The organism is Brevundimonas sp. NPDC055812 (assembly GCF_053616535.1).
The window spans coordinates 193,321-206,747 of sequence record NZ_JBSHDX010000005.1 but is presented as its reverse complement, the minus strand read 5'-3'; the positions used below and the strand labels follow the sequence as shown (position 1 = coordinate 206,747).

Annotated in this window: 14 protein-coding genes; 7 read left to right on the top strand and 7 right to left on the bottom strand. The window is 68.7% G+C overall.

What is annotated here, in order from left to right:
• Positions 1 to 80 precede the first annotated feature (80 nt).
• Positions 81 to 2,144, bottom strand: a complete 2,064-nt coding sequence (locus ACWGL1_RS10535) for an NAD(+) synthase (RefSeq protein WP_338577594.1) — start codon at positions 2,142 to 2,144, stop codon at positions 81 to 83.
• Positions 2,145 to 2,330: 186 nt separating this feature from the next.
• Between ACWGL1_RS10535 and ftsY the strand changes: the two genes are divergently transcribed.
• The 3 genes from ftsY (at position 2,331) to ACWGL1_RS10520 (ending at position 4,820) form a co-directional block, all read left to right on the top strand.
• Positions 2,331 to 3,266 carry a signal recognition particle-docking protein FtsY gene (ftsY, locus tag ACWGL1_RS10530; protein WP_452111964.1) on the top strand — a complete coding sequence of 312 codons (936 nt, stop codon included), beginning with the start codon at positions 2,331 to 2,333 and terminating at the stop codon, positions 3,264 to 3,266.
• Positions 3,267 to 3,269: 3 nt separating this feature from the next.
• Complete coding sequence (locus ACWGL1_RS10525) at positions 3,270 to 3,914, top strand: inner membrane-spanning protein YciB (RefSeq protein WP_291780252.1); 645 nt, start codon at positions 3,270 to 3,272, stop codon at positions 3,912 to 3,914.
• A 255-nt stretch (positions 3,915 to 4,169) separates the two neighbouring features.
• Entirely contained in the window at positions 4,170 to 4,820 is a 651-nt protein-coding gene (locus tag ACWGL1_RS10520; protein WP_452111963.1) for a MarR family winged helix-turn-helix transcriptional regulator, read from the top strand.
• Positions 4,821 to 4,977: 157 nt separating this feature from the next.
• Here ACWGL1_RS10520 and ACWGL1_RS10515 read toward each other — a convergent pair whose 3' ends face one another.
• The 5 genes from ACWGL1_RS10515 to ACWGL1_RS10495 all read right to left on the bottom strand — a co-directional run bounded on the left by ACWGL1_RS10515 (position 4,978) and on the right by ACWGL1_RS10495 (position 7,996).
• The gene (locus ACWGL1_RS10515) at positions 4,978 to 5,208 is read right to left on the bottom strand and encodes a hypothetical protein (protein WP_452111962.1); all 231 of its coding nucleotides are present in this window, start codon (positions 5,206 to 5,208) and stop codon (positions 4,978 to 4,980) included.
• 69 nt (positions 5,209 to 5,277) lie between these two features.
• Positions 5,278 to 5,841 carry a DsbE family thiol:disulfide interchange protein gene (locus tag ACWGL1_RS10510; RefSeq protein WP_452111961.1) on the bottom strand — a complete coding sequence of 188 codons (564 nt, stop codon included), beginning with the start codon at positions 5,839 to 5,841 and terminating at the stop codon, positions 5,278 to 5,280.
• Complete coding sequence (gene ccmD, locus ACWGL1_RS10505) at positions 5,838 to 5,990, bottom strand: heme exporter protein CcmD (RefSeq protein ID WP_003166605.1); 153 nt, start codon at positions 5,988 to 5,990, stop codon at positions 5,838 to 5,840. The genes ACWGL1_RS10510 and ccmD overlap by 4 nt, the downstream gene beginning before the upstream one ends.
• 12 nt (positions 5,991 to 6,002) lie before the next feature.
• Positions 6,003 to 6,722, bottom strand: a complete 720-nt coding sequence (gene ccmC / locus ACWGL1_RS10500) for a heme ABC transporter permease CcmC (RefSeq protein ID WP_291780279.1) — start codon at positions 6,720 to 6,722, stop codon at positions 6,003 to 6,005.
• A 239-nt stretch (positions 6,723 to 6,961) separates the two neighbouring features.
• Positions 6,962 to 7,996 (bottom strand): adenosine kinase, encoded by a 1,035-nt coding sequence (locus tag ACWGL1_RS10495; RefSeq protein WP_452111960.1) that lies wholly within the window; start codon positions 7,994 to 7,996, stop codon positions 6,962 to 6,964.
• A 124-nt stretch (positions 7,997 to 8,120) separates the two neighbouring features.
• On the opposite strand from ACWGL1_RS10495, the gene ACWGL1_RS10490 reads away from it, so the two are divergent.
• Complete coding sequence (locus ACWGL1_RS10490) at positions 8,121 to 9,011, top strand: ATP-grasp domain-containing protein (protein ID WP_452111959.1); 891 nt, start codon at positions 8,121 to 8,123, stop codon at positions 9,009 to 9,011.
• Positions 9,012 to 9,163: 152 nt separating this feature from the next.
• Here ACWGL1_RS10490 and nth read toward each other — a convergent pair whose 3' ends face one another.
• Positions 9,164 to 9,928 (bottom strand): endonuclease III, encoded by a 765-nt coding sequence (gene nth, locus ACWGL1_RS10485; protein WP_452111958.1) that lies wholly within the window; start codon positions 9,926 to 9,928, stop codon positions 9,164 to 9,166.
• Between the two features lie 138 nt (positions 9,929 to 10,066).
• On the opposite strand from nth, the gene ACWGL1_RS10480 reads away from it, so the two are divergent.
• The 3 genes from ACWGL1_RS10480 to ACWGL1_RS10470 are packed head-to-tail and all read left to right on the top strand — an operon-like array spanning position 10,067 to position 13,424.
• Positions 10,067 to 11,212 carry an HlyD family secretion protein gene (locus ACWGL1_RS10480; protein WP_452111957.1) on the top strand — a complete coding sequence of 382 codons (1,146 nt, stop codon included), beginning with the start codon at positions 10,067 to 10,069 and terminating at the stop codon, positions 11,210 to 11,212.
• Entirely contained in the window at positions 11,209 to 12,825 is a 1,617-nt protein-coding gene (locus ACWGL1_RS10475; RefSeq protein WP_338577579.1) for a DHA2 family efflux MFS transporter permease subunit, read from the top strand. The genes ACWGL1_RS10480 and ACWGL1_RS10475 overlap by 4 nt, the downstream gene beginning before the upstream one ends.
• Positions 12,825 to 13,424, top strand: a complete 600-nt coding sequence (locus tag ACWGL1_RS10470; protein WP_452111956.1) for a TetR/AcrR family transcriptional regulator — start codon at positions 12,825 to 12,827, stop codon at positions 13,422 to 13,424. The genes ACWGL1_RS10475 and ACWGL1_RS10470 overlap by 1 nt, the downstream gene beginning before the upstream one ends.
• Positions 13,425 to 13,427 lie beyond the last annotated feature (3 nt).

The following is a 13,427-nucleotide window of genomic DNA, read 5'->3' as shown; positions in this document are numbered from 1 at the left end:
GTGTGTCAGGCTCACAGAGGGCGGGGAGAAGAAAACGCTACCCCGTCGGGTGCGGATGCGTAAACCCCAGACCCGTCGTTTCAACCATCAGGGGTATTGGCGTCCAGTTCATCCAGCCACACCCGCGCCGAGGAATCCGACGGCGCCCGCCAGTCGCCGCGCGGCGACAGCGACCCGCCCGTGACCACCTTCGGCCCGTTCGGCACGGCCGAGCGCTTGAACTGGCTGGTCTGGAAGAAGCGGATCAGGAACTTCCGCAACCACCCCTTGATGGTCGCCAGGTCGTAGGCGACGCGATCCGCCTCCGGCAGACCGACCGGCCAGGCGCCCGTCGATGCATCGCCCCAGGCCTGATGCGCCAGATAGGCCACCTTCGACGGCTTCAGGCCGAAGCGGCTGATGTAGAACAGGAAGAAGTCGTTCAACGCATAGGGGCCGACGATGCTCTGCGTCGACTGGATCGCCCCGTCGGCGCCCGCCGGCACCAGCTCGGGCGAAATCTCCGTGGCCAGGATGGCGTGCAGGGTCGGGGTCGCCGTCTCCCCCACCAGGCCGCGCTCGGCCACCCAGCGGATCAGGTGCTGGATCAGGGTTTTCGCCACCCCGCCGTTGACGTTGTAGTGGCTCATATGGTCGCCGACGCCATAGGTGCACCACCCCAGCGCCAGTTCGGACAGGTCGCCCGTGCCCAGCACGAAGCCGTGGTTCTGATTGGCCAGACGGAACAGATAGTCGGTGCGCAGGCCCGCCTGGACGTTCTCGAAGGTAATGTCATGCACCGGCTCGCCATTCGAGAATGGATGACCGATGTCGCGCAGCATCTGTTCGGCGGCGGGGCGGATGTCGATCTCGGCCCCCGTCACGCCCAGCGCTTTCATCAGCGCCCAAGCGTTGGATTTGGTGCCGTCGGAGGTGGCGAACCCCGGCATGGTGAAGGCCAGAATCCCCGTGCGCGGCAGCTCCAGCCGATCGAAGGCGCGACAGGCCACCAGCAGGGCCTGCGTCGAATCCAGCCCTCCCGAGACGCCGATCACCAGCGTCTTCGACCCCGTCGCCGTCATCCGCCGCATCAGGCCCTGAACCTGGATATTGAAGGCCTCGAAGCAGTCCTGATCCAGACGCGCGGCGTCGTCCGGCACGAAGGGGAAGCGGTCCAGCAGACGGATCAGGGCGTCGGTCGTCGCTACGCTTCGTGTCTTGAAATTGATCGCAGTCGGATGCTCCACCGCCTCGCGACGGGCGCAGTCGGCGAAGGTGCCGTTGCGCAGCCGATCCAGACCGATGCGGTCCACGTCCACGTCTGCGACGGTCAATTGGCTGTGCAGGGCGAAGCGTTCGCCCTCGGCGAGTTTCGCGCCTAGCTCGTGGATCGTCGCCTGACCGTCCCAGGCCAGATCGGTGGTGCTCTCGCCCCATCCCGAGGCGGCGAAGACATAGGCCGACAGGGTGCGCGCCGACTGGCTGGCGCATAGCAGGGCGCGTTCGTCCGCCTTGCCGATGACAATGTTGGAGGCCGACAGGTTGCACAGGATACGGGCGCCTGACAGGGCCAGCCGCGTCGAAGGAGGCAGCGGCGCCCAGAAGTCCTCGCAAATTTCAACGCCGAAGACGAAACCAGAAAGGTCTTCAGCTCCGAACAGCAGGCCCGGAGCCATGGGAACCCACTGCCCCGCCAGCGGCACATAGGTCGGACCCGCGCCGATGTCTTGGGCCGAGGCGAACCAGCGTTTCTCATAATATTCGCGGTAGTTCGGAAGATAGGTTTTCGGAACAACCCCAAGAACCTTGGCGTTCGCTACGACTACGGCGCAGTTATAGAGACTGTCGCCGTTGCGGATCGGCGCGCCGATCACGGCGATGACGCCCGCTTCACCCGCGGCCATTGCAAGGCGGCGAATACGCGCCTCGACCTCCTCCAGCAGGGCCGCCTGCATATGCAGGTCGTCGATGGCGTAGGCGCTCAGCGACAGTTCGGGGAAGACCAGCAGGTCTACGCCCTGCTCGCCCGCCTGACGGATCAGCCGCTCATGCTCTTCGGCGTTGGCGGCCGGGTCAGCGACATGGACCACCGGGGTCGCGGCGGCGACGCGCACGAAGCCGTGGCTGCGCGGAGCGTGGAAGGGGTGCGTCTTAGACTTCGCCATCTATTTTCCGCTCATCCCGGCGGACGCCGGGACCCAGTGAGAGCTACAGGCACAGACCTTGCGGCCCTCCTGCTCAATATAGGGTTGCGCCGTGAAGCCAAAGCGCTGGATCCCGGCGTCCGCCGGGCTGAGCGGATGAAAGGATCGTGCGTGACCTGAGAACCGCCGTCGGCTAAGGCTCACGTCATGAGCGATACGCCCAAAAAAGGCTGGTTCCAGCGGCTGAGCCAAGGCCTGTCCCGGTCTTCGAAACAGATGACCGATCAGGTCGTCTCGACCTTCGTGAAGGAGCCCCTCTCGGAGGAGGCGCTGGAGCGGCTGGAGGAGCATCTGATCGAGAGCGATCTCGGTCCCGCCGCCTCGGCTCGCATCGTCGAGCGGTTCCGCGCCCTTCGCTTCGGCAAGACCTCCGACGAGCGCGAGATCAAGGAGGCCCTGGCCGAGGCCGTGGCCGCCGAACTGACCCCGCGTCAGGCGACCTTCGATCCGCTGTCGGGGTCCAAGCCCTACGTCGTCCTGTTCGTCGGGGTGAACGGTTCGGGCAAGACGACGACCCTGGGCAAGATCGCCTCGGACCTGACGGCCAAGGGCGCCAAGGTGATGATCGTCGCCGGCGACACCTTCCGCGCCGCCGCCCGCGAGCAGCTCAAGGTCTGGGCCGACCGCGCCGGCGCCCATTTCGAAAGCCGCCGCGACGGCGCCGACGCCGCAGGGCTCGCCTTCGACGCCTTCACCAAGGCGAAGGAAGAAGGCTTCGACGTCGTGCTGATCGACACGGCCGGGCGGCTGCAGAACAAGTCGACCCTGATGGACGAACTGCTGAAAATCGTGCGCGTGCTGAAGAAGGTCGATGCGGACGCCCCGCACGAGACCCTGCTGGTGCTGGACGCCACCGTGGGCCGCAATGCGCTGGAGCAGGAAAAGATTTTCGGCCGCACCGCCTATGTCTCGGGCGTGGTGATGACCAAGCTGGACGGCACCGCGCGCGGCGGCGTCCTGGTGCCCGTGGCCCAGGCCTCGGACGCCCCGATCAAGCTGATCGGCGTCGGCGAGGGGGTCGAGGACCTGCAACCCTTCGACGCCCGCGCGTTTTCCCGATCCCTGGTCGGGCTTGAGGACTGATCCATGACTGAAGCGACCGAAACCAAGCGCCCGCAGTGGATTCGCCAGGCCGTCGACTTCGGCGCCCTGGTCGCCTTCATGGCCGCCTATTTCATCACCCGCGACATGATCAAGGCGACCTGGGTTCTGGTCATCGCCTCGATGATCGCCCTGGCGGTGGGCTTCATTCTGGAGCGCCGCCTGGCGCCCATGCCCCTGATCACCGGCGGCTTCGCCCTGGTGTTCGGGATCCTGACCATCGTCACCGACGACGACCTGTTCGTGAAGCTGAAGCTGACGGTGCAGAACGGCCTGCTGGCCGCCGTCCTGCTGGGCTCGCTGCCGCTGAAGAAATACCCGTTCAAGGCCCTGCTGGGCTCGGCCATCAAGGTGACGGACGAGGCCTGGCGCAAGCTGACCTTCCGCTACGGCCTCTACTTCCTGGCCGTCGCCATCGCCAATGAGGTGTTCCGCAGCCCGACCGCCGTCACCGCCATCTGGTCGACGCTGAACCTGGGGACGCCCGATCCCAACGGCGTCTGGACGGCCTTCCGCGGCGTGCTGTGGATCGCGGCCTCCATCTTCGGCCTGTCGCAGGTGCCGCTGATCCTGAAGAACATGACCAAGGACGAGGAACGCGGCCCCGTCTCCCCCGACACGGGCCTCTAGGTTCAGAGCGTCTCGCTGCTCGCCGTCATCCTCGGGTCAAGCCCGAGGATGACGGAGTGAGTGGGCGGTTCACGCACCCATTCCGGGCCTCAAGGCTCGCCAACAACGGCCTCAAGCAGCGCTAAGCGCGATAGGCCCCAGAATAAATGTCTTCAAACCGTCAGCGTTTGCGTCGTCAAAGCGTTAAGCCGGACTGTTAGCTGTCGCAGCATCATCCGGCCACGGCCGGTATCGGGCTGTTCGGGAACGAAGACGATGATCAAGTCGGGCAAGCAGGCGAAGATCAAGGGCGGGCTGGCGGAATCGCCCAGCCACCTCATGCACCGGGCGCTGCAGCTGGCGCTGGACATCTACGCCGAGGAAGCCGGGCCGGACGGCCTGACCCAGCGCCAGTTCGCCGTGCTGGAGGCCGTAGCCGCCCGCTCGGGCCTGACGCAGACCGACCTGGTCAAGGCCACCGGCATCGACCGCTCGACCCTGGCCGACCTGGTGGCGCGGATGACGACCAAGGGGCTGCTGGAGCGGGAACGCTCGACGCTGGACGCGCGCGCCAAGGCCGTTCGCCTGTCGCCCGCGGGCGAGGCCGCCCTGCTGGCCGCCCGCCCGCGCGTCGAGGCCGCCGACAAGCGGATCATGGGCCTGCTGCCCAAGTCAAAGCGCGACAGCTTCCTGGATCTGTTGTGCAGCCTGTCCGACGCCGCCGACGCCGCTCCCGAGCAGGCCCGCGCCGAGATCAAGGCGGCGAAGAAGGCCGCCAAGGAAGCCAAGAAGGCGGAGAAGGCCGCTCGCAAGGGCGACGGACGCGGCAAGAAGAAGAAAAAGGGCGAGTTGATCGTGGAGCAACCGCAGGCTGACGATGCAGCTGATGCCGTCGCGGTCCCGCTCAAGGGCGCCGCTGAGAGCTAAGTTCTTCCCTTTCCGCTCATCCCGGCGGACGCCGGGATCCAGTAAGAACCACGCGCGCTACGGAAAAAGTCGGCTGGTCGGCTAGGGCGGAGATATTTGCAGCCAAAGCACTGGATCCCGGCGTCCGCCGGGATGAGCGGTAAATTATGACCGCGCCCTAAACCCGAATGTCGAGCAGGGAGCCGGGGCGTTGCAGGCGCGATGTCGGCGTCGCCTGTTCGACCGGCGCAGAAACCGCCGCAGCGGGTCGCGCCGCCTCCTCGGACGCAACCGGCGCCGCCAGCCCCATGGCCTGGCGGAAGAAGGCCGACTGGGCCGTTCTCAGGGCGTGGGCCGCACCGCCCGCCTGGGGCGGAAAGGCCGGCCGCTCGGACGAAATGGCGGACATGGCATGAAGATGCCCGCGCTTCGTCTAGATATGGTTAACGTACGATTCACCCTGTTTCGGGCGATCGCCTCAGCGCGCGGGGGCGTTCAGAGCGTCGGTCAGCGTCTTCAGGTCGGCGTCGGTCAGCACCGGCCCCGACGACTTGGCCACGATGGTTCCGAAGGCGTCGACGGCGAAGCTTTCCGGCACGCCCGACACGCCCAGGTCCAGCCCGGCCCGGCCCTCGCGGTCGACCAGCACCAGACGATAGGGGTCGCCCAGCTCCTGCAGGAAGGCGTCGGTGGCGACCGGATCGTCCTTGTAGGCCACGCCGACCACCGCGACGCCCTGTTCCTTCAGCTTCATCAACTGCGGATGCTCCAGACGGCACGGCGCGCACCAGCTGGCGAAGACATTGACGATCATCGGCTTGCCCACGCCCGCCGTCTTCAGGTCCAGCAGGTCGTCGCTCGCCTTGCCGTCGACCAGAATGGGCAGGACCGTCGTCTCGGGGATCGGCTGGCCGACCAGGGCGTCGGGGCGATAGGTCGGCCCGGCGGCGGGATCGCCCGCCATCCGGTCCATCTGGGTCATCAGAAAGACCGCCAGGACGACCAGGACCACGATGGGAAGAAGAGCCAGCCAGCGCTTCATTTGCGCGCCGCCTCCAGCCGGGCCAGCTCGCGCTTCCAGCGGCGGGCCGCGATCAGGGCGCGGGCCGACAGGGCGGCCAGGACCACGGCGCTGATCCCCCAGGCGGGCCAGACGAAGGCGCCGTAGGGGCTCATGTCCAGATCAAGCACGAGGAAACTCCATCAGGCTTCCAGCGCCGCGCGGGCGCGAAGGGTCAGAACGCGGCGGCGCCGCACCTCGGTGCGGATCGACGTCAGCCAGATCGCGCCGAACAGCACCGCATAGGCCGCCATCATGGTCAGAAGCGCGGGCAGGAAGACCGGATCGACGCTGGTCCCGCCCGAGCGCAGCAGGGAGGCGGGCTGGTGCAGGGTGTTCCACCAGTCGACCGAAAACTTCACGATCGGCAGGTTGATCAGGCCGACCAGACCCAGCACCGCCGCCGCCCGCGCCGCCTTGGCCTCATCGTCGATCGAGGCGCGCAGGGCCATGTAGCCGAGGTAGAAGAGGAACAGCACCAGCACGCTGGTCAGGCGCGCGTCCCACACCCACCACGTCCCCCACATCGGCTGGCCCCACAGGGAGCCGGTGACGAGCGCCAGGGCCGTGAAGGCCGCGCCCGGCACCGCCGCCGCCCGCGCCGCCGCATCGGCCAGCGGATGGCGGAACACCAGGGCGAAGAAGCTGGACACGCCCAGCGCCCCATAGGCCATCAGGCCCAGGCTGGCGGCCGGAACGTGGATGAACATGATGCGGACGGTGTCGCCCTGCTGATAATCGGCGGGCGCGGTGAAGCTGAACCAGGTCCCCGCCAGCAGCAGGCCGAGCGCGCAGATCCACAGCACCGGGACCAGGGGGCCGGTGAAGCGCATGAAGCGGTCGGGATTGGCGAGGCCGAACATGGTCCGCCGATTACGCGGCCCAGCGCCCCACGGCAAGCGGGCGCGGCGTCCGACCCTTTGTCGCGGCTCTTCTCTTTCTTTCCGTCATCCTCGGGCTTGTCCCGAGGACCCAGTGCGGAGCCATCCCTGTCGGTGAGCCGCCTTCACGCCTACGCCGGAACAGCCTGTCGTCCCGCATCGCCGGACCATGGGCCCTCGGGACAAGCCCGAGGGTGACGATGTTTGAGCCCCGCGCCTCTTTAAAGGCTCAGGCCGTGCCGGGCCGCCAGGTCCTCCAGTCCGACCATCGGGCGCGGACCCCAGTGGCCGATGACCTCCGACGCCGCCAGCGAGCCCAGCGCCCCGGCCTGGGCCAGGCCCAGGCCGCGCGACAGGCCCAGCAGCACGCCTGCGGCGTACTGATCGCCGGCGCCGGTGGTGTCGACGACCTTCTCGACGGGATAGGCTTCGACCTCGACCCGCTCGGCTCCGCGGAACAGCACCGAACCGGCGGCGCCGCGCGTCACGGCCGCGACCTCGACGATGCGGCCCAGGTGGGCGGCGCCGTAGTCGAAATTCTCGGTCTCGAACAGGGCGTGCAGCTCGGCCTCATTGGCCAGGACGATGTCGGCCGAGGTCTCGATGAACTCCAGCAGCTCGGCGCGCCAGCGATGCACGACGAAACTGTCCGACAGGGTGATGGCGACCTTGCGGCCCGCCGCATGGGCGGCGGCAGCGGCGGCCTCGAAGGCCGCGCGGGCCGGAGCCGGATCGAACAGATAGCCTTCCAGATAGACGATGGCGCTGTCGCCGATGACGGCGGCGTCGACGTCCGCCGTGGTCAGCTGGTTGGCGGCGCCCAGGAAGGTGCACATGGTCCGCTGGCCGTCCGGCGTGACGTTGATCAGACAACGGCCGGTGCCGAAACCCTTGCCGGCGCCGTCTTCCAGCGCGGGGGTGTCGAAGTGGACGCCGACGGCGCGGATGTCATGGCTGAAAACCTCGCCCAGCGTATCCTTGGCCACCTTGCCGATATAGGCCGCGCGGCCGCCGAACGAGCCGACGCCCGCCACGGTGTTGCCCGCCGAACCGCCGGACGCCTCGACCCCCGCCGCCATGGCGTCATACAGGGCCGCGCTCTGATCCTCGTCGACCAGTTGCATCGAGCCGGGAACCAGGCCCTTGGCCTCCAGGAAGGCCGGTTCGCACGGCGCCAGGACGTCGACGATGGCGTTGCCCAGGGCGCAGACGTCGAAGCGGGCGTTTTGGGCGAAGGCGGGCAGGGCTTGGGTCATGCGCGCCCCATAGCGGGGCAGACGGCCGCGCGCCAGACTTCAGACCTTCGCCGCGAGTGAAAACCGGCCTAAAGCCGTCGGACCTGTTGCAGACGGCCCTCGTCGGGCCTTTCGGAGCCGCGCCATGACCGACGTCGCCGTCCTGACCCCCGATCCGGCCGACCCCACCTATTCGACCCTGTGGCCCGGCGTGCTGGACCGGCTGGGCGAGGCGCTGGCGACGGCGGAGATCACGGCCCGCCCCACCCCATGGACCGACCATGTCGAGAACGCTCGCGCCCTGATGGACTATCCGCTGATCCTGCCCCTGCTGGTCTGGGGCTATCATCAGGATCACGACCGCTGGCTCCAGGCCTGCACGACCTGGGCCGAGGCGGGCGCGCCCCTGGCCAATCCGGCCGAGACCCTGCGCTGGAACGCCGACAAGCGCTATCTGGCCCGCCTGTCGGAAAAGGGCGTCGCCGTCCCGCAGACGATCTTCGCCGACCACGTCGACGCTGCGGTTCTGGAAGCCGCCTTCGCCGCGACCGGCGCCGAGACCCTGATCGTCAAGCCGACCGTCTCGGGCGGCGCCTGGCGCACCCTGCGGGTGACGGCGGGCGATCCGCTGGACATGGCCCTGGCCAACGCCCCCGTCGGCGGCACGATGATCCAGCCCTACCTCAAGGCCATCGAGACCGAGGGCGAGACCTCCCTGCTCTATTTCGGCGGCGAGCTGAGCCATGTGGTGAACAAGCGCCCCGGCGCGGCGGGGGAGTTCCGCATCCAGACCCAGTACGGCGGCCGCTATCAGGCGCTGGACGTCGCGCCGCAGGGCGCGCTGGGTCTGGCCGAACGCACCCTGGCCGCCATCGGCGAGGACCTGCTCTACGCCCGCATCGACATGACGCTGAACGCCGACGGCGACTGGGTGCTGATGGAGGCGGAACTGATCGAGCCGGACTTCTACCTGGCCGCCGCGCCGGACGCCGGCGCCCGCTTCGGCCAGGCGGTGCGGGCCCGACTGGAGCGCTAAAACACGGTCGTCACCCTCGGGCTTGTCCCGAGGGCCCATGGCACGACTAAGCTGGCGCCTACCGCCCTTACGCTCATGCGCAACAGCCCCGCTGCAGCGTTCTGGTTACGAATGGGCCCTCGGGACAAGCCCGAGGGTGACGACTTCTTAGATTATACCCCCGTGAAGCTGGCGCGCGACGGGCACAGGTCCGAGATCACGCAGGCGCCGCATTTCGGCCGCTGCGCCAGACAGGTGTAGCGGCCGTGCAGGATCAGCCAGTGGTGCGCCTTGGGCAGCCAGGCCTCGGGCACCACCTGGTGCAGTTGCGCCTCCACCTTGTCCGGCGTCGCCGCATTGGCCAGCCCCAGCCGATGCGAGACGCGGAAGACGTGGGTGTCCACCGCAATGGCCGGCTCGATCCCCAGTTCGTTCAGCACCACGCTGGCGGTCTTGCGCCCCACGCCGGGCAGGGCCTGCAGGTCGGCGCGGTTCAGCGGAACCTCGCCGCCGTGCTTCTCGACCAGCATCCGCGCGGCGGCGATGACGTTCTTCGCCTTGGTGCGATACAGGCCGATGGAGGCGATCAGGGGGATCAGCCCCTCCTCGCCCAGGGCCAGCATCTTCTGCGGCGTGTCGGCGATGGCGAACAGGGCCTTGGTCGCCTTGTTCACCCCCACGTCCGTCGCCTGGGCCGACAGGGCGACCGCCACCACCAGGGTGTAGGGATTGACGAAGTCCAGCTCGGTCTTCGGGTCGGGCATGACGCCTGACAGACGGACGAAGATCTCCTCCACCCGGTGCTCGTCCGGCGGCCAGCGGATGATCGCGCCCACGGGCGCCGTCTTCGGCTGACGCGAGCGCTTGCCTGGGGGCGGAGTCAGAGCGGCCTTCTGAACGGCCTTCTTCTGGCGGGAGGCGGATTTCAACGGAGCCATGCCTCCGCTTCGCCTTCCGCGGGCGCGTCGTCAACGTCGCGTACGCGCCGCGCTGCGACAAAAAATCGCAGTCGCGCCTTGTATTCTGGACATCGGCGTCCATTTTACGCCCCGAAATCGAAGCGAGCTGTCTCCTCCATGGCCCTCCCCGCCCCGCTCAAGAAGCGCCTGCCCCTGATCGTCGCCGGCGTGGTCGGCGTGGGCCTCATCGTCGGGGGGCTCGTCTGGTGGCAGGGCAAGCAGCGCTGGGAAGGCACCGACAACGCCTTCGTCCAGGCCGACACCGTGGCCGTCAGCCCGCGCATCGGCGGCGAGGTGGTCGAAGTCCTGGTCAAGGACAACCAGCGCGTCGAGGCGGGCCAGGTTCTGGTCCGACTGGATGATGCGGACGCCCGCGCCGCCCTGGCCCAGGCCGAAGCCAATCTGGCGGCCCTGACCGCCGCCGTGGCCAATGTCGACGCCCGCGCCCAGCAGGAGCAGGCGACCATCGCCGCCCGCGCCGCCGCCGTGACCCAGGCCCAAGCCCAGGCGAACCTGGCCCGCGCCGAGGTCGACCGCTACGGCAAGCTGGCCGATCAGGGCTGGGTGTCGCAGCAGCGCATCGAGACCCAGCGCGCCACGGCCGAGACCGCCCGCGCCTCGGTCGCCCAGGCCCAGGCCGACCTGACCGCCCAACAGCGCACCGCCGCCGTCCTCGGCTCGACGCGCGAACAGAGCGTGGCCGCCGTCGAACAGGCCCGCGCCCTGGTCGATCAGGCAAGGCTGACCTTGGACCGCACCCTGATCCGCGCCCCCGTGGCCGGCGTCGTCGGCGCGCGCGGCGTGCGCATCGGACAGGTGGTGCAGGCGGGCGGCCCGCTGATGTCGGTGGTGCCGCTGCAGGACGTTTATGTCGTCGCCAACTTCAAGGAGACCCAGGTCGGACGGATGCGGCTGGGCCAGGAGGTCGAGATCAAGGCCGACGCCTTCCCCGGTCGGTCGCTGCACGGCCGCATCGACAGCTTCGCCCCGGCCACCGGCTCGGAATTCGCCCTGATCCCGGTCGAGAACGCCACCGGCAACTTCACCAAGATCACCCAGCGCGTGCCCGTTCGCATCGTCGTCCAGCGCGACGCCTCGGGCCGCCCCATCGTCCTGCGGCCCGGCCTGTCGGTCGAGGTCAAGGTCGACCTGAAGAGCCAGGGCGGCGCCGCCTTCGCCGAGGCCCATCCGGGCGAGACGGCCCTGGCTATGGCCGCCTCTCCGAGCCAGGCCCTGAGCGCGTCACCGAGCTCGGCCCGGTGAGCGAGGCGGCGCCCCCGGCCGCGGCGGCGCCCGCCGCCCAGAGCGGGACGAAACAGACCGGGATGAAACAGGCCGAGATCAACTGGACCGCCCTGCTGCTCGGCTTCGCCGGCATGGTCATCGGCCAGTTCATGGCCATTCTCGACATCCAGATCGTCGCCGCCTCCCTGCCGCAGATTCAGGCGGGCGTCGGCGCCTCGGCCGATGAGATCAGCTGGATCCAGACCGCCTATCTGATCCCCGAGGTCGTGATGATCCCCCTGTCGGGCTATCTGTCCCGGCTGTGGGGGACGCGAATCGTCTTCATGGCCTCCTGCACCGGCTTCCTGATCATGAGCGTGATGGTCGGGCTGTCGTCGTCGATCGAGATGATGATCCTGTTCCGCGCCCTTCAGGGGTTCGTCGGCGGAGCCATGATCCCCACCGTCTTCGCCGTCGCCTTCACCGCCTTTCCGCCCGAGCGGCGCGTGACCGCCAGCGTCATCATGGGGCTGATCGTCACCCTGGCCCCGACCGTCGGCCCGACCCTGGGCGGCCATCTGACCGAGCAGTTGAGCTGGCACTGGCTGTTCTTCATCAACGTCTTCCCCGGCGTGATCGTCCTGTTCCTGGTCGGGCGCTACGCCCATTTCGACAAGGGCGACGCCAGCCTGGCCAAGGGGTTCGACTGGTGGGGCCTGGGCCTGATGGCCGCCTTCCTGATGAGCCTGCAGTTCGTGCTGGAGGAAGGCGCCAAGGAAAACTGGTTCGAGGACGACAACATCCTGCTGCTCAGCGTCATCGCCGCGATCTGCGGCCCGGCCTTCATCTGGCGCTCGCTGACCTACCGCAATCCGATCGTGGAGCTGCGCGCCTTCGGCAACCGCAACTTCGTGGTGGGGGTGCTGATGACCTTCATCGTCGGCGCGGCCCTGTTCGGCGGCACCTTCCTGTTGCCGCTGTTTCTCGGCCGGGTACGCGAGTATTCGGCGGCCGAGGTCGGCACCACCATGATCGTGTCGGGCCTGGCCATGTTCGCCACCGCCCCCTTCGCCGGCCGGCTGGTGCGGCTGGTCGACGCCCGCATCCTGATGTTCGTCGGCTTCATCCTGGCGGCCTGGGGCATGTGGGACGCCCGCCTGGTCACCGACGAATGGGGGTTCTGGGAGTTCGCCGGCGTCCAGGCCATGCGCGGCTGCGGCGTCATGATCGCCATGATCGCCTCGCAGCAGGTGACGATGGCCACCCTGCCGCCGCACATGGTCAAGAACGCCTCGGGCCTGGTCAATCTGGCCCGCAACGTCGGCGGCGCCTTCGGCCTGGCCACGCTGAACACCGCCCTGACCCACAACACCGCCCTGCACATGGTCGAACTGACCAGCGCCATCGACCAGACCCATCAGGGGATGCGCGCCATGATCGCCGGCCTGACCGAGCGCTTCTCGGGCTCGATCGACCCCCAGGCCTCCGCGATGAAGGCCGTGTACGGCCTGTTGCAGAAGCAGGCGACGACGATGGCCTTCGGCGACGCCTTCGCCCTGCTGGCCGTCGGCTGCGCCTGCGCGGCCTTCCTGACCCTGTTGTCCCAACCGGTGAAGAGCGTCCCTTCGCCCGAAGCCTCCGAGATTCACTGATGCCCCGCGCCCTCGGCCAGATCGATGAATACAAGAGCCGCGCCATCCTGCGCGCCGCCGCCGAACTGTTCAGGGAGAAGGGAGCCAAGGTCTCTATGGCCGAGGTCGCGCGGCGCGCCGGCGTGTCCAAACAGACCCTCTACAACCGCTACCCGACCAAGACGGCCATCGCCCGCGACCTGGCCGCGCAACGCTCCGAGGAGACCGTCGCCCCGCTCGCCTCGAACCTGGATGTCGAAACCGCCCTGGCGGCCCTGGCCGAGACCCTGATCCGTCGCGTCTGCATCGAAGGCCGCGGCGTCGCCCTGCGCGGCATGGCCCTGGCCTCGCCCGAGGCCCCTGAGCTGGCGCGCGCCGTCTATGACGCCGGTCCCGGCCAGAACCTGCGCCGCCTGGCCGTCTGGCTGGAGGAGCAGGACCGCCTGGGCCGCCTGTCCGCGCCCGATCCCGCCGCCGCCGCCGAGATGTTCACCGGCATGGTCCTGGGCCACGGCCACCTGCGCTCGGTCCTGGGCCTGCCCCATCCCGCGATCGACGACATCCCCGCCCGCGCCCGCGAGGCCGCCCGGCGCTTCGTGCGCGCCTTCGCGCCGGAATAGACG